The sequence below is a fragment of the Streptomyces sp. NPDC051207 genome (genome assembly GCF_040682395.1).
GTDB lineage: Bacteria > Actinomycetota > Actinomycetes > Streptomycetales > Streptomycetaceae > Streptomyces.
Map to the genome: position 1 here is coordinate 21435 of NZ_JBFBAX010000021.1, position 17613 is coordinate 39047.

Genomic DNA, 17613 nt, shown 5'->3' on the forward strand with positions numbered 1-17613 from the left:
CATGACGACGCGTTCCTGCCCGTGCGGCCTGCCCCGGGCCTACGACGCGTGCTGTGGGCGGTTCCACGTCGGGGATGTGGGTGCGGGGACCGCCGAGGAGCTGATGCGGTCGCGCTATACCGCCTTTGTGCGGCTGGATGCCGGGTATCTGCTGCGGACCTGGCATCCGTGGACGCGGCCCGCGCGGCTCGAGCCGGAGCCGGGGATGCGGTGGACCGGGCTGGAGATCCTGGACACCAGCGGTGGGTCCGCCTTTCACGCCACCGGGACCGTAACCTTCCGGGCGTCGTACCGGGGTGGATCGCTGCACGAGCGGAGCCGGTTCGAGCGGGTCGGTGGGGCCTGGGTGTACGTCGACGGGGACCTTCTCGCTTGAGCCGGCTGACGCGAGGCCGGCCGTCAGGGTGCCAGGATGTCCAGTTCCTGCAGGGCACCGACCGTGATCTCGCGGGTCAGCCGCTCCGCGCGTTCCGCGTCGCCCGCGCGTACCGCCTCGGCGACCTGGACGTGCAGGGTGACGGCGGCCGGGTCGGGGTCGTCGAACATCACGGCGTGGTGGGTGCGGCCGGCCAGGACCTCGGCGACGACGTCGCCGAGGCGGGCGAACATCTCGTTGCCGGAGGCGTTGAGGATCACGCGGTGGAAGGCGACGTCGTGGAGCAGATAGCCCTCGAGCCGGTGGCCGCGTGAGTGGGCGACCATGCCGAGCGCGCACTCGGTGAGTTCGGCGCACTGGGCCGCCGTGGCGTGCTTCGCGGCGAGGCCCGCGGCGACCGGTTCGACCGCGGAGCGCAGCACCGTGAGGGAGCGCAGCTGGTGGGGGCGGTCGGCGCCGGCCAGGCGCCAGCGGATGACCTGCGGGTCGTAGACGTTCCACTGGGACTTGGGGCGGACCGTGACGCCGACGCGTCGGCGGGACTCGACGAGGTGCATGGACTCGAGCACGCGGACCGCCTCGCGCATCACGGAGCGTGAGACGTCGAAACGCTGGGCGAGCTCGTCGGTGCGGAGAACACTGCCCGGCGGGTACTGACCCGCGGTGATCTCGGGACCCAGGGTGTCCAGTACATGGCCGTGCAGGCCCCGGCCCGGTGTGCTCATGCACTCAGCGTACGTGCCGGATCACGAGATCAAAAGGTCAGACTTGTTTGTCACAGGGTCTTGAATTCGTCGTACCTAATGGGTTTCAGTGGCGTCGACATTCCGTGTCGACGAAGACATCAGACAGCGAGGCAGCGATGAACACCCCTCATGTCGTCGTGGTGATGGGCGTCGCGGGCACCGGCAAGACCACCATCGGTCCGCTGCTCGCCGCCCGGCTCGGCGTCCCGTACGCCGAGGGCGACGACTTCCACCCGCAGGCCAACATCGCCAAGATGTCGGCGGGTGTGCCCCTGACCGACGAGGACCGCTGGCCGTGGCTGGACGCCATCGGCGACTGGGCGCAGAGCAGGTCCGGGCTCGGCGGGGTGGTCAGCTCGTCGGCGCTGAAGCGGTCGTACCGCGACCGGCTGCGTGCCGCCGCTCCCGGCCTGGTCTTCGTGCACCTCACGGGCGACCGCTCGCTCATCGAGGAGCGGATGTCGCACCGGCAGGGCCACTTCATGCCCACGGCGCTGCTCGACTCGCAGTTCGCCACCCTCCAGCCGCTGGAGCCGGACGAGCCGGGCGTCGCCGTGGACGTGACCGGCAGCCCGGAGGAGATCACCGAGCGGGCGGCGCACGCCCTGGAGGAACTCGCCGGGCCCCTCGAATGAGACCCGCCCGGGGCGGCTCCCACGCCCCGGTCCACCCCCCACGCCCTTCCCCCCATCCCCGTAACCGCAAGGGAACCGCACCGTGACCGGACTCAGCGTCGAGATGCTGGCAGCGGACACCGTCGAGCCCATCACCGACGCCGGTCATGCCCAGCTGGGCATGGCCGTGCTGGCGGGCATCGCCGTCATCGTCCTGCTCATCACCAAGTTCAGGCTGCACGCCTTCCTGTCGCTGACCATCGGGTCGCTGGCGCTGGGCGCCTTCGCCGGGGCGCCCCTCGACAAGGCCATCACCAGCTTCACCACCGGCCTGGGCTCCACGGTCGCGGGCGTGGGCGTGCTGATCGCCCTCGGCGCGATCCTCGGCAAGATGCTCGCCGACTCCGGCGGCGCCGACCAGGTGGTCGACACGATCCTGGCCAGGGCGGGCGGCCGGTCCATGCCGTGGGCGATGGTGCTGATCGCCTCGGTGATCGGTCTGCCGCTGTTCTTCGAGGTCGGCGTCGTCCTGCTGATCCCGGTCGTGCTGATGGTCGCCAAGCGCGGCAACTACTCCCTGATGCGGATCGGCATCCCGGCGCTGGCGGGTCTGTCCGTCATGCACGGGCTGGTGCCCCCGCACCCCGGTCCGCTCGTCGCGATCGACGCGGTGGACGCCAACCTCGGTGTGACGCTGGGGCTCGGCGTGCTGGTCGCCATCCCGACGGTGATCATCGCCGGTCCGCTGTTCTCGCGCTTCGCGGCCCGCTGGGTGGACGTCCCGGCGCCGGACCGCATGATCCCGCAGCGCGCCTCGGAGGACCTGGAGAAGCGGCCGGGCTTCGGCGCGACGCTGGCGACGATCCTGCTGCCGGTCGTGCTGATGCTCGCCAAGGCGCTCGTGGACATCGTGATCGACGACCCCGAGAACACCGTGCAGCGCGTCTTCGACGTGATCGGCTCCCCGCTGGTCGCCCTGCTGGCCGCCGTGCTGGTGGGCATCTTCACGCTGGCCCGGCCCGCCGGTTTCTCCCGGGAACGGGTCTCCGGGATGGTCGAGAAGGGCCTCGCCCCGATCGCGGGCATCCTGCTGATCGTCGGCGCGGGCGGCGGCTTCAAGCAGACGCTGATCGACTCGGGCGTCGGTCGGATGGTCCTGGACATCTCCGAGGACTGGTCGATCCCGGCGCTGCTGCTGGCCTGGCTGATCGCGGTGGCGATCCGGCTGGCGACGGGTTCGGCGACCGTGGCGACCGTCTCGGCGGCCGGTCTGGTCGCGCCGCTCGCGGCGGACATGTCGACCACGCACGCCGCCCTGCTGGTCCTGGCGATCGGTGCCGGCTCGCTGTTCTTCAGCCATGTCAACGACGCCGGCTTCTGGCTGGTGAAGGAGTACTTCGGGCTGAACGTCGGCCAGACCATCAAGACCTGGTCGGTGATGGAGACGATCATCTCGGTCGTCGCGGGCGGCGTCGTCCTGCTGCTGTCCCTGGTGATATAGCCGGGGCGCCCGTCCCCGTGCGAGGCAGGCCCGGCACCGCGCCTTCCCAGTCCAGGGATGCGATGGGCTGCAAGATCCGGGAGACCCGGACGGCTCAGGGGCCGAAGAATCTGCTGCGTGAGCCGGAAACACATTACTTCCGGCTCACGCAGCAGGGACGGCCGCAGTGGCCCGGGCGGGCACCGCCCGGGCCACGGCGCTGGCTGCCGGGCCGCGGCCTGGCCTGCTTGGATGGCCCTATGAGCGCTGCCGACGAGATCCTCGACGTCGTCGACGAGCACGACCGGGTCGTGGGCCGGTCGCCGCGCGGCGAGGTGTACGCGCGAGGCCTGCGCCACCGCTGCGTGTTCATCCAGGCCCGGGACGCCCAGGGCCGCGTCTTCGTGCACCGCCGCACCCCCACCAAGCTGGTGTTCCCCTCCCTGTACGACATGTTCGTCGGCGGTGTGGTCGGCGCGGGCGAGGCCTACGACGGGGCCGCCCTGCGCGAGGCCGAGGAGGAACTGGGCGTGAGCGGACTGCCGCGACCGGACTTCCTGTTCACCTTCCTCTACGACGACGGCGCCGGGGCGAGCTGGTGGTCGGCGGTCTACGAGGTCCGCTGCGACCTGCCGGTCCGGCCTCAGGCGGAGGAGGTCGCCTGGTACGACTTCCTGCCCGAGGCGGAGGTGGAGCGGCGCCTGACCGAGTGGGAGTGGGTGCCGGACGGGCTGGCCGCGTACCAGCGCCTGAAGGCCTTCCGGGCGGGCGGGTAGTGTCCTGCGCGTGATCGGATTCGCACGGAACGTCCGCCTGTGGTTCGCGCCCGAGGCGATCCGCGAGGAGGGCGGCACCCCGGACTACCGCTTCTCGCTGGCCAACGAGCGCACCTTCCTGGCCTGGCTGCGCACCGCGCTGGCGCTGATCGGCGGCGGCTTCGCCGTGGACCAGTTCCTGCCGGCCCTGCGCTGGGGCTGGCGGGTCGGGCTCGCGCTGGCGCTGCTCGTGGCGGGCGTGCTGTGCTCCCTGCGGGCCGTCAACCACTGGGTGCGCTGCGAGCGGGCCATGCGGCGCGGCGAGGATCTGCCGGTGTCGCGGTTCCCGGCGCTGCTGAGCCTCGTCGTCGCGGTGGTCGCGGTGGCGATGGTGGTCGTCGTGCTCGTCGGGTGGGAGGCGTGAGCGGTCGGTGGGACACGTGAGCGGCGGATGGGCGGCGTGAGCGGCGGGGCGGTCGCGGTGCGGGACCCCGGGCTCCAGCCGGAGCGGACGCGGCTCGCGTGGCGCCGTACGACGCTGGCGGGCGCCGTCACGGCCGTGCTCGCCGTGCGGACCGCGCTGCACGGCGGCGCGTCGCCCGGCCGGGTCGCCGTCGCGGCCCTGGTGTGCGTCCTGTGGCTGGGCTTCCTGCTCGTCGCCCACCGCCGCATCACCGCGCTGGCGTCCGGCGCCGGCCCGAGGGCGATGACCCCGCGCCACGCGACGGCGGCCGTGCTGTGCGTGATGGCGGTGGCGGGGTGCGGGGTGGCGCTCGTCGTCTAGCCCGCCCAGCCCGTCTCCCCCGCCAGCCCGTCTCCCCCTCGGACTCCGCCGGTTCCGCGCCCGGGACCCGTCAGCCCGTCTGCCGTCCGACCTCCGGCTCCGGTTCCGGCTCCCAGTCCACCGTCACCACGATCTTCCCCCGCGTGCGCCCTTCCTGGCTCAGCCGGTGCGCGTCGGCCGCGCGGGCCAGCGGGAACGTCTCGGACACGTGCACGCCCACCACGCCCTGCTCGGCCAGTTCCGACAGGCGCAGCAGGTCCTCGGGGTCGGGGCGCACGAAGTAGTACCGGCCGCCGTAGTCGACCACGTCCGGGTCGGCGATGGAGGTGAGCCGGCCCTCGGGGGCGAGGAGGTTCGCGGAGACCTTCGTCGTGTCGCCGCCGACCGTGTCGAGCACGGCGTCCACCCCTTCCGGCGCCAGCCCGCGCACCCGTTCGCCGAGCCCGTCGCCGTACGCCACCGGCTCGCCGCCGAGCGAGCGGACGAAGTCGTGGTTGCGCTCGCTCGCGGTGCCGATGACCCGGGCGCCCAGATGCCGGGCGAGCTGGACGGCGACGGAGCCGACACCGCCCGCCGCGGCGTGCACCAGCACGGTCTCGCCGCGCTTGACCTGGAGCACCTTGACGAGGGTCTGGTACGCGGTCAGCCCGGCCAGCGGCAGCCCGGCCGCCTCCTCGAAGGAGAGCGTGCGCGGCTTGCGGGCGAGGGTGCGCAGGGGCGCCGCGACGTACTCGGCGAAGGTGCCCCGGGACAGGAAGTCCTCCCGCACGTACCCCATGACCTCGTCGCCGACGGCGTACTCCGAGACGGCGAGGCCCGGCTGCACGACGACGCCGGACACGTCCCAGCCGGGGACGACCGGGAAGACGGGCTCCAGCAGTGCGTCGAGGTGGCCCTCGCGGCACTTCCAGTCGACGGGGTTCACGGCCGCCGCGCGCACCTTCACGAGCACCGAGTCGGGGCCCACGCGGGGGTCGCGGACGTCCCCGTACTCGAGCACGTCGGGGCCGCCGTAGCGGGAGTAGCTGATCGCCTTCATGCGTTCGACCCTCCGGGGTGCCCGGACGCCGCGCAAGCCGAATGGCCGGATATACGCCGTTCGCGTGGCAGCCCGTCCGGCGTCATCACCCGCGCCCGCCGAGGGCGAGCACGATGACCGCGCTCCCCGGCCGGGAGCCGTCGGCCTGCCGTGGCCCCGATCACGTCGGTCCGCACCACTGGACGGCATACCGACCGGTCGGCATCATGGTCGCATCTGTTCACCTGCCGTAGGAGCGACGATGAGCCCCGACCACCCGCCCGGACTCGATCTCGACCGGCTGCGCGCCCTGCTCGATCGTGAGCGGCCCGGCCTGGTGACGGGCCCCCTGTCCGGCCGGCTGATCGAGGGCGGACGGTCGAACCTCACGTACGCGGTCGGCGACGGCACCGCCCGGTGGGTCGTACGGCGGCCCCCGCTCGGTCATGTGCTGGCCACCGCGCACGACATGAGACGCGAGCACCGGGTGATCAGCGCGCTGCACCCGACGGACGTGCCGGTGCCGCGCCCGGTGCTGCTGTGCGAGGACGAGGAGGTGCTCGGGGCGCCCTTCTACGTCATGGAGTTCGTCGAGGGCACGCCGTACCGCACGGCCGGCCAGCTCGCCCCGCTCGGACCGGAGCGCACCCGGAACGCGGTGCTGGGCCTCGTGGACACCCTGGTGGAGCTGCACGCCGTGGACCCCGCCGAGGTCGGGCTCGGGGACTTCGGCCGCCCGGAGGGCTTCCTGGACCGCCAGCTGCGGCGCTGGGGCAAGCAGCTGGACGCCTCCCGCAACCGCGACCTGCCCGGCATCGACGAGCTGCACGCGGCGCTCGGCCGGGAGCTGCCCGACTCGCCCGCCGCGACCGTCGTGCACGGCGACTACCGGCTCGACAACGTGCTGATCGGCGACGACGACAGGATCCGGGCGATCCTCGACTGGGAGATGTCGACGCTCGGCGATCCGCTGACCGACCTGGGCCTGCTGGTGATGTACAGCCGGCCGCTGGAGCTGCCCGACTCCCCCGTCTCCACCACGGCGCTGGCCCCCGGGCACCCCGGACCGGCCGAGCTGATCGAGCGGTACGCCGCGCGCTCGGGGCGCGACGTGACCGCGGTCTCCTGGTACACGGCGTTCGCCTGGTTCAAGCTCGCCGTGATCCTGGAGGGCATCCACTACCGGTACACGCTCGGCCAGACCGTCGGCCGCGGTTTCGACCGCATCGGCGAACTGGTGCCGGTCTTCATCGAGCACGGACTGACCACTCTCCAGGAAGGCTGACCAGTCATGGACTTCGCGTTCGACGCGCGCACGGAGGAGCTGCGCGCCAAGCTTCTCGCCTTCATGGACGAGTACGTCCACCCGGCCGAGCGGATCGCGCACGAGCAGCGCGCAGGGCTCGCCTCGCCGTGGGACGAGCCGCAGATCGTCAAGGACCTGAAGGCGGAGGCGAAGCGGCAGGGCCTGTGGAACCTGTTCCTGCCGGACGCCGAGTACGGCGCCGGGCTCACCAACCTCCAGTACGCGCCGCTCGCCGAGATCACCGGCCGCTCGCCGCAGCTGGCGCCCACCGCGACGAACTGCGCCGCGCCCGACACGGGGAACATGGAGGTGCTCGCGCAGTTCGCCGACGAGACGCAGAAGAAGCAGTGGCTGGAGCCGCTGCTGGCCGGTGAGATCCGCTCGGCGTTCGCCATGACCGAGCCGGACGTCGCCTCCTCGGACGCCACGAACATCACCACGCACATCGAGCGGGACGGCGACGAGTACGTCATCACCGGCCGCAAGTGGTACATCTCCGGGGCGATGAACCCGGACTGCAAGATCTTCATCGTGATGGGCAAGACCGACCCGGACGGGCCGGACATCCGCCGCCAGCAGTCCATGGTGCTGGTCCCGCGCGACACCCCGGGCGTCACGGTGACGCGCGCGATGCAGGTGTTCGGCTACGAGGACCACTGGCACGGCGGGCACGCCGAGGTGGTCTTCGACCAAGCGCGGGTGCCGGTCGCCAACCTGATCGGCGAGGAGGGCGGCGGCTTCGCCATCGCGCAGGCCCGCCTCGGCCCCGGCCGCATCCACCACTGCATGCGGCTGATCGGCATGGCCGAGCGGGCGATCGAGCTGATGTGCCGGCGGGCGGTGTCCCGCAACGCCTTCGGCAAGCCGCTGGCGAACCAGGGCGTGGTGCACAACTGGATCGCGGACGCGCGCGTGACGGTGGAGCAGCTCAGGCTGCTGGTGCTGAAGACGGCCTGGCTGATGGACACGGTCGGCAACCGGGGCGCCCACACCGAGATCCAGGCCATCAAGATCGCCACCCCGCGCGCGGTGGTGGACATCCTCGACCGGGCGATCCAGCTGCACGGCGCGGGCGGCGTCAGCCAGGACTTCCCGCTGGCGGAGCTGTACGCCGGTGCCCGGACGCTGATGATCGCGGACGGCCCGGACGAGGTGCACCAGCGCTCGCTGGCCCGCCGGGAGCTGAAGAAGTACGCGTGACACACGGCCGGGGGCGGCTGCCGCGTCGGTGGCCGCCGCCCCGCACGCGCGCGTAGCGGTGGCCGCCTCGCACGCGCGCGTGCGGGCCGGTCGCTGTGGACGGCGGGACGGGCGCCGCCGTTGCCCCCCTTCACGCGCGTGCGGGCCGGTCAGGGGCGCAGGGCGCGCAGCAGCAGGTCGGCCAGGTGGTCGGCCACCTCGCGCGGGCCGAGCGGACCGTCGGGGCGGTACCAGGTCGACAGGTGGTGGACCGAGCCGAAGTGGTAGTCGACGACGAGGTCGGCCGGGGTCGCCCGGGAGAAGACGCCGGCCTCCTGGCCCTCCTCGATCAGCGCGCGGAAGCGTTCGTGGTAGCGGCGGCGCTCGGCGCGTACCTGCTTGTTCTTCTCCGGGCTCAGGTGGTGCATCGAGCGGAAGAAGATGGACGCGTCGTCCAGGTTCTCGATGGTCGTGACGACGACGTCGGCGGCGGCGTCCCTGACGCGCTTCTCCACCGGTTCGTCGGAGCCCGCGACGGCGTCGAGCCGTTCCTGCTGGACACGCAGCACGCGCGCGTACACCTCGTGCAGGAGGTCGTCCTTGGAGCCGAAGTAGTGGTAGAGCGCCCCCTTGGTGACGCCTGCCGCTTCCACGATCTCCTGCACCGAGGTGCGGTCGTATCCCCGCTCGGCGAAGAGCCGGGTGGCGGCGGCCAGGAGCCGCTGCGGCACCGGAGTGCCGTCCCCGTCCGTCGTCCTGGGCACTGCCGCCACCTGCCTTCCGTGTCGCTACTGGTTGCCGTGCGCGTGGGAACGCAGTTCCCGACGGAGGATCTTCCCACTCGCCGTCTTCGGCAAGTCGGTGAGGATCTCCACCTGGCGCGGGTACTTGTAGGCGGCCAGTCTGTCCCTGCAGTACGCCGCGAGTTCACCTGGGTCGGCGTCGGCACCGGGGCGCAGGCTGATGTACGCCTTGACGGTCTCACCCCGGTACCCGTCGGGCACTCCGACGACGGCCGCCTCGCGCACCGCCGGGTGGGTGTACAGCACGTCCTCGACCTCGCGGGGCCAGACCTTGAAGCCGGACGCGTTGATCATGTCCTTCTTGCGGTCCACGACGTACAGCCAGCCCTGTTCGTCCATGAAGCCGATGTCGCCGGTGCGCAGTTCCCCGTCCGGGAAGGTCTCGGCGGTCGCGTCGGGGCGGCGCCAGTAGCCGGGCACGACCTGCGGCCCGCTGACGACGATCTCGCCCTGTTCCCCGAAGGGCACCTCCTCGCCCTGTTCGTCCAGGACGCGCACGAGGGTGTCGGGGCCGGGCAGGCCGACGGCGAGGGTGCCGGAGCCCGGGTCGACGGGGGCCTCCAGGTGGGGCGGGACGGCGGCGCAGGGGGCGGTGCACTCGGTGAGGCCGTAGCCGTTGCGGATGTAGGGGCCGAAGCCCGCGCGGAACCTCTCCACCAGGGCGGGCGGCACCGGGGCGCCGCCGGAGGAGATCGTGGTGAAGGAGGCGAAGTGGTCCCGGGTCGCGGACGGGTGGGCGGCCAGGGCCATGAACGCGGTGGACGGGCCGACCGTGTAGTGCGGCCGGTGCGCGGCGAACGCGTCGAGGACGACGCCCGCGTCGAAGCGGTACGCCAGGACCAGGGTGCCCGCGCTGGTCAGACAGGCGGCGAACTGGCAGACGATGCCGGTGATGTGGAACAGCGGCGCGAGCGCGAAGTACACGGGCGCCTCGGGCAGTGCCAGGCCGGTGGCCTGCCGCTCGGCGTTGTACATGATGTTGCGGTGCGTGTTGGTGGCGCCCTTGGGGGTGCCGCTGGTGCCCGAGGTGTAGCTGATCAGCGCGATGTCGTCGGGGCCCGGGTCGCGGCCGTCGGGGGCGCGGTGCCCGGCGCGGGCGACGGCGGTGAGGTCGTCGGCGTCGGCGGCCTGCGGGAGGCGGGCGAAGTTCAGCACCCGGTCGTCGTTGCGTGTCTGGAAGTCCAGTTCGCAGGCGGTGAGCGCGATCCGCACCGGCGAGCCGGCGGCCGTCTCGCGCAGGTACGCCTCCCAGGTTCGTGCGGAGCAGATCAGCGCGGTGGTCCCGGCGTCTTCGAGGACGTGTGCGACTTCGCCGGACTTGTACATCGGGTTGACGGGGACGACGACCGCGCCCGCCTTCCACGCGCCGAGCGCGGCCAGCACGAAGTGCGGTGAGTTCTGCAGCATCACCGCGACGCGGTCGCCGCGCTCCAGCCCGCGCGCGGCGAGGTGGCCGGCGACGGAGTCGCTGAGCGCGTCGACCTCCCGGTAGGTCAGCCGGCCGTCGAAGTAGGCGAGGCAGGCACGGTCCGGGGCCCCGGCGGCCGACGCGCGCAGGGCGTGCACCAGGGAGCCGGCCGGGGCGTCGGTGAGCAGGGCCAGCCAGGGCTTTGCCGCGTAGCGGGACGGGGCGGTCACCGGGCCGCTTCCCACTGCCGTTGGAGGCGGTTCATCCCGGCGACCCAGCGGTCGGGTTCGGCGGCGCGGGCCCGGTAGTACTCGGCGACCTCGGGGTGCGGCAGGATCAGGAAGCGGTCCTCCTCGATGCCCTTGAACAGGGCCTCCGCGACGTCCTGCGGCTCGATCGCGGTGGGCCTGAGCACGATGTCGCCCGCGCTGCCGGAGGCGTTGAGCATGTCGGTGCGCACGCCCTGCGGGCAGATGGCGTGCACCTTCAGCCCGCGGTGGCGGTACGTCAGGGACAGCCACTCGGCGAAGGCGTACGCGCCGTGCTTGGTGACGCTGTAGGGGGCGGCGCCGATCATCGTGAGCAGTCCGGCGGCGGAGACGGTGGAGACGAACCGGCCGCTGCCGCGCTCCAGCCAGTCCGGGAGCAGGGCGCGGGCGGCGCGGACGTGGGCCATGACGTTGACCTCCCAGGCGAGGTCCCACACCGTGTCGTCGGCGGACTCGGAGCCGCCCGAGCCGATCCCGGCGTTGGCGCAGTACACGTCGACGGTGCCGCCGAGCGCGTCCCGGGCGTCGGCGACCACGGCGCAGGCGTCGCCCGGGACGGCGATGCCGCCGATCTCGTCGGCGACGGCCTTCGCCCTGGCGGCGTCGAGGTCGTTGACGACGACCCGCGCGCCCTCGGCGGCGAACCGGCGGGCCAGGGCGGCGCCGATGCCGCCTCCCGCACCGGTGACGACGACTCCCGCATCCTGCACGGCTTCCACGATCGGTCTCCTTCGACACGGCCCGGTACGACCCGACACGGCGCGGCGCCGACCGCCGCGACCACAGACTAACCAGTCGGTATGTGCAGGGGAAGGGGCACGCGAGCCGGGTACTCGCGGCGAAACCCGCGGCCCTGACGGCCGGAACCGATGGCGCGGGCAAGTGGTAAAGACCAATCGGCTCCTCACCGTTCCGCCGGGGCGTGCCGCGCGCTAGCGTGCGGGGCCATGACACCGGCCGTGACACCGGCCGCGATCACGGAGGTCACCGCATGAAGCTGTCGAGACGGAGCCTGCTCGCCACCACGGCCGCGGTGGCGGCCTCGCCCGGGGTCCTCGCGTCCGCCGCGCACGCGGCACCGGAGGGCGGCCGGCGGCTGCGCACCGGCTTCGAGAACCTCGTCGCCGACGGGTACGCGGTCCTGGACGGGCAGCGCGTCGGCGTCGTCACGAACCCGACGGGCATCACCCGGGACGTACGGCACATCGTCGACGTCATGCACGCCGACGACCGCGTGGACCTGATCGCGGTCTTCGGGCCCGAGCACGGCTTCCGCGGCACCGCGCAGGCGGGCGGCTCCGAAGGCCGCTACGACGACCCGGCGACCGGCCTGCCGGTCTACGACACGTACCTCAAGAGCGGCCGGGCGCTCGCCGACATCTTCACCGCGTCCGGCGTGGACACGGTGGTCTTCGACATCCAGGACGCGGGCGCGCGCTTCTACACGTACATCTGGACGCTGTTCGACTGCATGGAGGCGGCGCGGCTCGCGGGCAAGCGGTTCGTGGTGCTGGACCGGCCGAACCCGGCCACCGGGCGCTCCGCCGAAGGGCCGGTGTTGCACAGGGAGTTCGCCACGTTCGTCGGGCGGCAGCCGATCTCGCAGGCGCACGGGATGACGGTCGCGGAGCTGGCGCTGCTGTTCAACGCGGAGTTCCTGACGGCGCCGGTGCCGCTGGAGACGGTGACCATGACGGGCTGGAGGCGCTCGGAGTTCTACGACGCCTCCGGGCTGCCGTGGGTGCCGCCGAGCCCGAACATGCCGACGCCGGAGACGGCGCTGGTGTACTCGGGGACGTGCCTGTTCGAGGGCACGAACCTGTCCGAGGGGCGCGGCACGACCCGGCCGTTCGAGCTGCTGGGCGCGGAGGGCATCGACGGCCGCTGGGCCGCCGCGGCGAACGGACTCGGCCTGCCGGGCGTGCGGTTCCGGGAGGCGTACTTCGCGCCCACGTTCTCCAAGTTCCAGGGCAGGACCGTCGGGGGCGTGCAGCTCCATGTGCACGACCGGGTGGCGTTCGACCCGGTGCTGACCGGGATCGCGCTGCTGGTGACCGCGAAGCGGGTGTGGAGCGGCTTCGCCTGGCGCCCGGACAACTGGATCGACAAGCTGACCGGCTCGACGCAGGTGCGCACCGCGATCAACGCGGGCGCGAGCCCGGACGAGGTGGCGGCGGGCTGGCAGGAGGAGCTGGCGGCGTTCCGCAGGACGCGCGCGCAGTACCTGCTCTACAAGTGACCAGGAACGGGCCGGGGCGCGTGTCCCGGCCCGTCCGCCCGGTCAGCGGTGCGAGGTGAACTCCACCACCTGCTGGTACGTCGGCCGGTTCTGCCAGCCGATCATGCCGTGCGTGATGCCGCCGAGCGCGCGGTGGTCGATCGCGTCGGCGCACCACTGGTCGCCCGCCCGGCACAGCTCGTCGCCGGGGTAGACCTGGGCGGCGGTCCTGCCGGCCGCCTCCTTGAGGGTGCTCAGCAGGATGTCCCGGCAGGCGCCGAGGTTGCCGCCGCCGCAGTACTCGCGCGCCAGCGGCCCGCGCACCTCCTCGCCGAGCACCGCCCTGATGTCCTTGTCCACATAGCTCCACCAGCCGTACTGGAAGGCGCTCCCGGCGTGCGCGCCGGTCGCGCCGTGCCCCGCCGACGGGGGCTCGTCGACGGGCAGGTTGTGGGTGAGGGCGCGGTACAGGCCGCTGCCGAGGCCCGGTTCGAACTGGGCCTTCACCAGCAGCGGCCACCACGCGTCGAGGATGCGGATCGCGTCGGCGTGGGCGTACGCCTTCGAGCCGGCCGAGGTCTCCGTGCGCCTGGCGCCCGCGGACAGCCAGGCCCGGAGCCTGCCGACGGCCGCCGCGGCCTCGGTGTCGGTCACCGGCGCGCTGGTGACCGCCTTCAGCAGCTTGGGCAGCACCTGCTGCGCCCGCAGGTCCGCGAGGCCCGCGTCGGCCATCGCCCGCACCAGTGAGGCCCGGGTCACCCCGCCGCCGGCGACCAGCGCGCGCACCCGGTCGTCCAGCAGGTCGCCGCGGTGCACGGAGCCCTCGCCCCAGGGCGCCGCCGAGTAATCCTTGGCCTGCTTGTTGTTCCAGGAGATGTAGTAGTCCTGGTCGACGGAGGCGGGGTGCTCGGCCGGGGGCGTGTAGGCGGCCGTGTTGCCCGCCGGGTCCCAGTCCCGCCATTCGTACGCCGGGCGCGCCCACACCGGGAAGTCCGGGTCGACGCCGCTCGCCCGCACCGGGTTGTCGCCGCTGTTGTAGTAGGCGCTGTGCCGGGAGTCGACGTAGAACCAGTTGAAGGTGAAGTTGATGTGCCGCACAGCCCGCTGGAAGGACTCCGGGCCGGTCACGTAACCGGGGTCGTTGAGCATCTGGAAGCCGACGATCGAGTCGGTCTCGTGCAGGAAGGACGAGCGCAGGGTGGTGTAGGCGACCTTCTTGCCGTCCACCGTGGCCCGGTGGGTGACCGGTCCGTACGCGGTGCGCCAGACCCGCATCGTGTACGAGCCGGCCGCGGTGCCGTCGGCGACGGTCGGCTTCCAGGCGTTCTTCCGCTCGACCTTCTCCATCGGCGTGCAGGTGCCGCGGTACAGGTAGTGGTGGTCGTCCCGGCACAGCTCGACGGCGTAGGTGTCGATGATGTCCTGGCCGGAGGTGGTCGCGCTCCACGCGTAGTCCTGGCCGCGGCCGAGCTGGACGTACATGCTCAGGCCTGCGAAGGAGGCGCCGCGGGCACTGATGCCGGGGCCCTGGATCTCCTGGAGCATCAGCAGCTGGGGCGCGAAGTAGCCGGTCTGCGGGCCGAAGACGGCGACCGGGTGGCCGCTGGCGGTGTGTTCGCCGCTGACCACGAGGGCGTTGGACATGCCGCGCCGGGCCGAGGAGGCCGCGCTCCTCACGGCGTCGGCGGTCGCGCCGGTGGCTGATGCGGTGGCCGCGCTGCCGGTGCGGTCGTGCACCAGCGGCTCCGCCGCCACCGAACCGGCGTCGGGCAGCGCGGTGCCCTGCGGGTCCTGCGGCTTCTGCGCGTAGGGGAAGCTGCCGTCGTGGACGGTGAGAACGGCCTCGGGGTCATTGCGCTCGCGGAAGGACTCCCAGACCTCGGTGCCCTCGGTGACGCCGTACTTCTCCTGGGCGGCCAGCAGGGACAGCGCGTTGCCGACCTCGCCGCCGCCCCCGGAACCGAACAGGGAGCCGACCACGGAGGCCAGCGCGACCAGGTCGGTGGCCTTGAAGTGCTCGATGGTGCCAGCGTTGGTGAGGGAGTCCTTGTGGCCGGTGAGGACGTACTCGCCGGGGAAGTAGCGGCCCCGGTCGGAGGCGTCGATGTAGGCGTTGATGCCGTCCAGGTAGGCGTTGACGTCGGCCAGTGCCTGGGCGCCGCTCTCGCCGCCGGAGGTGACGGCGCTGTCTATCTGGGCCTGCAGCTCGGCCTCGGTGTACGGGGCGCCGCGCCAGAACTGCTGTTCCAGGCCCTGGTTGGCCGCCGCTCCGCCCGCGAAGGGCGTCAACTGGCCGCGCCCGACGTGCCGGAAGAGGTCCATGAGCCACAGCCGGTCCTGGGCCGCGGCGTAGCCGGCGCCGAACTCCGTGCCGTACCGGGTGGTTCCCGTGATGTGTGGCACACCGGTCTTCTTGTCGCGGACGATCGTGACGTCACCGCGTCCGGCCGGCCGGACGGTGGAGGCGACCTGGTCGGCGGGGACGCCGAACGAGGCGTCGTTGAAGAAGGTGGCGATCGTGTCGTTGGTCAGCGCCGGGTAACCCGACGCGAGGCGGGCGTAGGGGCCGAGCTGGTCCCCGGCGTGCGCGGGCCGGGTGCCGAAGGCCTGGTTGAGGAGGATCTGGGCGAGGGTGGCGGTGCCGTTCTGGCCGGGCGGCAGGATGTCCGCGCACTGGCCGCCGCAGTGGTCGACGGCCGCGGCGGCAGCGGATTCCGTCGCCGTCCCGACCGCCTGATCCGCCACCGCCGGGGAAAGCGGTGACAAAAGACCTGCGAACAGCGCGCATACGAATGCGGCTTTCAGGAACCCGGGGATCGCGCGGGGAGTTCTCAGTCTGTCGAGGGCGGTGCGTGGGGTGTGCCGAGGCATGGCAGCTCCTCCCGACGGGGTGGGCCGACGTTACCGCCGGTATCCCCGGGAGGGAAGGTGAACATGCGTCAGTTTGCCAAGGAGGCCCAACGGGCGTACGAGTCACGGCAGTTGGGCCCTGTGCCACCCCACCCGGTTCCGGGGGCCGCCGGACGGCGGAGGGAGCCGAATCGCTTGTCGACACGTCCATTCCGAGACGTCCTCACGACGACGCCGAAGTGACCGGAAAACAAGGTGCAGGTGTGACGGAGGTGCAAGGCGATGGCCGGTTTCCGGAGTCTCGCAAGACAGGTCCGTGATCCACGGTGCGACCTGGCGCTACGGCGCTACTCACTGCGCAAGTGCCTTGAGCGGTTCGCCCCTTACGGGCACAGGGCGACCTGGGACCATCTGTGCTCCCGGGCCGGGTTCGGCCCCGAGGACCGCTCCCCCGACCCGGCGCGGCTCGTGGCCGCACTGGAGGAACTGGAGGAGGCGCGCGCGGTGTGGCTCGCCTACGAGGTCGAGTTCGCCGAGCGCCGCAGGAAGGAGAAGCACGACGGGCTGCGCAGGCCGGGCAGCGTGGACGACTGGCACCGCCTGACCTGGGGTGGGTTCGGCGTGGCCTGGTGCGACGACCCGCGGTTGCATCCCCGTGAGCCGCTGGCCGAGGTGCTGCGCCGGCTGATCGCCGCCCTGGAGCGCGAACCGGGCACGGACTGCCCGGTGTGCGGCGGGGAACGGCTGGTGTGGAAGTACGGCCTGGACCACGAGCCGTCGGCGGGCCCGGTCTGCACGGACTGCGGCATCCTGGTGCCGCGTCCGGTCCTGACACCGCAGGCCCTGGCGGACGCCAGGCACGGGCGCATGCTGGTGTCCGCCTGACCACGCCCGAGCCCGTCGGGGGTGCGACGGGGACGCCGCACCCCCTTACCCGACGGTGCCTGGCACCATCGGGGGCATGGTGCAGGTCTGCCTGAACGGCGCCCGTGGAGCCGCCGACGGTGCGATGGTGCCGCTGTCCCCCGGGGCGCTGGCCGGGTCGGCCGCCCTCGCGGTCGCGGCGGGCGCCACCGACATCCACGTCCACCCGAAGACGCCGTGCGGGCGGGACACGTTGTCGCCCCGGGTGATCGCCGCGACGCTCGTGGCGATACGGGCCCGGGTGCGGGTGCCGGTCGGGGTGACCACCGGCGCGTGGGCCGAGCCGGACGCCGCGGCGCGGGTGGAGCGCGTGCGCGGCTGGACCGTCCTGCCGGACCACGCGTCGGTCAACTGGCACGAGCCGGGCGCCGAGGAGGTCGCCGCCGCGCTGCTCGACCGGGGTGTCGGGGTGGAGGCCGGCATCTGGTCCGGCACGGACGGCGCGGCCCGGTTCGCGGCGTCGCCGCTCGCGCCCAGGGTGCTCCGGGTGCTCGCCGAGGTGACGGATCCCGTACCGCGTACGGCGGCGGACACGGCCCGCGCCCTGCTGGCCGACCTGGACACCGGCCACGGCCGCCCGGTCCTGCTGCACGGCGAGGACGGCGGCACCTGGCCGGTGCTGCGCCTGGCCGCCCGGCTGGGCCTGGCGACCCGGATCGGCCTGGAGGACACGCTGTTCCTGCCGGACGGCACGCCCGCGGTGTCGAACGCGCGGTTGGTGACGCAGGCGCTGGCGGAGTACGCGCGCGAGCGGGGGGTGGCGGGCGGAGGCCAGGCGGTTTCGTCTGCGTCAACTGATTGATCGACGCACTCGCCGACAAGTTCCGGACCGGGACGCAGTGGTCCACCTGCCGCACGCAGGGCACGCCGTCGGGCGGTGCAT

Annotated in this window: 17 protein-coding genes; 11 read left to right on the forward strand and 6 right to left on the reverse strand. The window is 72.8% G+C overall.

Annotated elements, in window-relative coordinates:
* Position 1: 1 nt before the first annotated feature.
* Positions 2-376 carry a YchJ family metal-binding protein gene (locus AB0M97_RS20760; protein WP_365962383.1) on the forward strand — a complete coding sequence of 125 codons (375 nt, stop codon included), beginning with the start codon at positions 2-4 and terminating at the stop codon, positions 374-376.
* Between the two features lie 23 nt (positions 377-399).
* On the opposite strand, the gene AB0M97_RS20765 is transcribed toward AB0M97_RS20760, so the two are convergent.
* The gene (locus AB0M97_RS20765) at positions 400-1101 is read right to left on the reverse strand and encodes a FadR/GntR family transcriptional regulator (protein WP_365962384.1); all 702 of its coding nucleotides are present in this window, start codon (positions 1099-1101) and stop codon (positions 400-402) included.
* 137 nt (positions 1102-1238) lie between these two features.
* Here AB0M97_RS20765 and AB0M97_RS20770 point away from each other — a divergent pair, with 137 nt between their 5' ends.
* The 5 genes from AB0M97_RS20770 to AB0M97_RS20790 all read left to right on the forward strand — a co-directional run bounded on the left by AB0M97_RS20770 (position 1239) and on the right by AB0M97_RS20790 (position 4755).
* Entirely contained in the window at positions 1239-1757 is a 519-nt protein-coding gene (locus AB0M97_RS20770; protein ID WP_365962385.1) for a gluconokinase, read from the forward strand.
* An 82-nt stretch (positions 1758-1839) separates the two neighbouring features.
* On the forward strand, positions 1840-3237 hold the full coding sequence (locus tag AB0M97_RS20775; RefSeq protein ID WP_365962386.1) for a gluconate:H+ symporter: 1398 nt from the start codon (positions 1840-1842) through the stop codon (positions 3235-3237).
* 239 nt (positions 3238-3476) lie between these two features.
* Positions 3477-3992 carry an NUDIX domain-containing protein gene (locus tag AB0M97_RS20780; RefSeq protein WP_365962387.1) on the forward strand — a complete coding sequence of 172 codons (516 nt, stop codon included), beginning with the start codon at positions 3477-3479 and terminating at the stop codon, positions 3990-3992.
* Positions 3993-4002: 10 nt separating this feature from the next.
* A complete protein-coding gene (locus AB0M97_RS20785) occupies positions 4003-4395 on the forward strand; it encodes a DUF202 domain-containing protein (RefSeq protein WP_365962388.1) in 393 nt (130 codons plus the stop codon).
* Between the two features lie 36 nt (positions 4396-4431).
* Positions 4432-4755, forward strand: coding sequence for a DUF202 domain-containing protein (locus AB0M97_RS20790; RefSeq protein ID WP_365962389.1), 324 nt, complete (start codon positions 4432-4434; stop codon positions 4753-4755).
* A 70-nt stretch (positions 4756-4825) separates the two neighbouring features.
* On the opposite strand, the gene AB0M97_RS20795 is transcribed toward AB0M97_RS20790, so the two are convergent.
* The gene (locus AB0M97_RS20795; RefSeq protein ID WP_365962390.1) at positions 4826-5794 is read right to left on the reverse strand and encodes an NADP-dependent oxidoreductase; all 969 of its coding nucleotides are present in this window, start codon (positions 5792-5794) and stop codon (positions 4826-4828) included.
* 241 nt (positions 5795-6035) lie between these two features.
* Between AB0M97_RS20795 and AB0M97_RS20800 the strand changes: the two genes are divergently transcribed.
* Positions 6036-7058 (forward strand): phosphotransferase family protein, encoded by a 1023-nt coding sequence (locus tag AB0M97_RS20800; protein ID WP_365962391.1) that lies wholly within the window; start codon positions 6036-6038, stop codon positions 7056-7058.
* Between the two features lie 6 nt (positions 7059-7064).
* Positions 7065-8279: an acyl-CoA dehydrogenase family protein gene (locus tag AB0M97_RS20805; protein WP_365962392.1), complete on the forward strand. Its 1215-nt coding sequence runs from the start codon at positions 7065-7067 to the stop codon at positions 8277-8279.
* A 149-nt stretch (positions 8280-8428) separates the two neighbouring features.
* On the opposite strand, the gene AB0M97_RS20810 is transcribed toward AB0M97_RS20805, so the two are convergent.
* The 3 genes from AB0M97_RS20810 to AB0M97_RS20820 are packed head-to-tail and all read right to left on the reverse strand — an operon-like array spanning position 8429 to position 11460.
* Positions 8429-9022 (reverse strand): TetR/AcrR family transcriptional regulator, encoded by a 594-nt coding sequence (locus AB0M97_RS20810; protein WP_365962393.1) that lies wholly within the window; start codon positions 9020-9022, stop codon positions 8429-8431.
* Positions 9023-9046: 24 nt separating this feature from the next.
* Positions 9047-10699, reverse strand: coding sequence for an AMP-binding protein (locus AB0M97_RS20815; RefSeq protein ID WP_365962394.1), 1653 nt, complete (start codon positions 10697-10699; stop codon positions 9047-9049).
* Positions 10696-11460 carry an SDR family oxidoreductase gene (locus tag AB0M97_RS20820; RefSeq protein ID WP_365962475.1) on the reverse strand — a complete coding sequence of 255 codons (765 nt, stop codon included), beginning with the start codon at positions 11458-11460 and terminating at the stop codon, positions 10696-10698. The genes AB0M97_RS20815 and AB0M97_RS20820 overlap by 4 nt, the downstream gene beginning before the upstream one ends.
* A gap of 269 nt (positions 11461-11729) precedes the next feature.
* Here AB0M97_RS20820 and AB0M97_RS20825 point away from each other — a divergent pair, with 269 nt between their 5' ends.
* Positions 11730-12977, forward strand: coding sequence for a DUF1343 domain-containing protein (locus AB0M97_RS20825; RefSeq protein WP_365962395.1), 1248 nt, complete (start codon positions 11730-11732; stop codon positions 12975-12977).
* A 42-nt stretch (positions 12978-13019) separates the two neighbouring features.
* Here the strand turns inward: AB0M97_RS20825 and AB0M97_RS20830 are convergent, their stop codons facing one another.
* Complete coding sequence (locus AB0M97_RS20830; protein ID WP_365962396.1) at positions 13020-15827, reverse strand: penicillin acylase family protein; 2808 nt, start codon at positions 15825-15827, stop codon at positions 13020-13022.
* 261 nt (positions 15828-16088) lie between these two features.
* Between AB0M97_RS20830 and AB0M97_RS20835 the strand changes: the two genes are divergently transcribed.
* Together AB0M97_RS20835 and AB0M97_RS20840 are read left to right on the forward strand one after the other, a co-directional pair.
* Positions 16089-16691, forward strand: a complete 603-nt coding sequence (locus AB0M97_RS20835; protein WP_365962397.1) for a hypothetical protein — start codon at positions 16089-16091, stop codon at positions 16689-16691.
* A 76-nt stretch (positions 16692-16767) separates the two neighbouring features.
* Positions 16768-17532, forward strand: a complete 765-nt coding sequence (locus AB0M97_RS20840; protein ID WP_365962398.1) for a 3-keto-5-aminohexanoate cleavage protein — start codon at positions 16768-16770, stop codon at positions 17530-17532.
* The last annotated feature ends 81 nt before the right edge of the window (positions 17533-17613 follow it).

What these genes read in the sequence shown, in the direction of transcription:
- AB0M97_RS20760 (WP_365962383.1), top strand. Translation starts at nt 2, where the DNA reads ATGACGACGCGTTCCTGCCCGTGCGGCCTGCCCCGGGCCTACGACGCG.
- AB0M97_RS20765 (WP_365962384.1), bottom strand. Translation starts at nt 1,101, where the DNA reads ATGAGCACACCGGGCCGGGGCCTGCACGGCCATGTACTGGACACCCTG.
- AB0M97_RS20770 (WP_365962385.1), top strand. Translation starts at nt 1,239, where the DNA reads ATGAACACCCCTCATGTCGTCGTGGTGATGGGCGTCGCGGGCACCGGC.
- AB0M97_RS20780 (WP_365962387.1), top strand. Translation starts at nt 3,477, where the DNA reads ATGAGCGCTGCCGACGAGATCCTCGACGTCGTCGACGAGCACGACCGG.
- AB0M97_RS20795 (WP_365962390.1), bottom strand. Translation starts at nt 5,794, where the DNA reads ATGAAGGCGATCAGCTACTCCCGCTACGGCGGCCCCGACGTGCTCGAG.
- AB0M97_RS20800 (WP_365962391.1), top strand. Translation starts at nt 6,036, where the DNA reads ATGAGCCCCGACCACCCGCCCGGACTCGATCTCGACCGGCTGCGCGCC.
- AB0M97_RS20805 (WP_365962392.1), top strand. Translation starts at nt 7,065, where the DNA reads ATGGACTTCGCGTTCGACGCGCGCACGGAGGAGCTGCGCGCCAAGCTT.
- AB0M97_RS20825 (WP_365962395.1), top strand. Translation starts at nt 11,730, where the DNA reads ATGAAGCTGTCGAGACGGAGCCTGCTCGCCACCACGGCCGCGGTGGCG.
- AB0M97_RS20830 (WP_365962396.1), bottom strand. Translation starts at nt 15,827, where the DNA reads ATGCCTCGGCACACCCCACGCACCGCCCTCGACAGACTGAGAACTCCC.
- AB0M97_RS20835 (WP_365962397.1), top strand. Translation starts at nt 16,089, where the DNA reads ATGGCCGGTTTCCGGAGTCTCGCAAGACAGGTCCGTGATCCACGGTGC.
- AB0M97_RS20840 (WP_365962398.1), top strand. Translation starts at nt 16,768, where the DNA reads ATGGTGCAGGTCTGCCTGAACGGCGCCCGTGGAGCCGCCGACGGTGCG.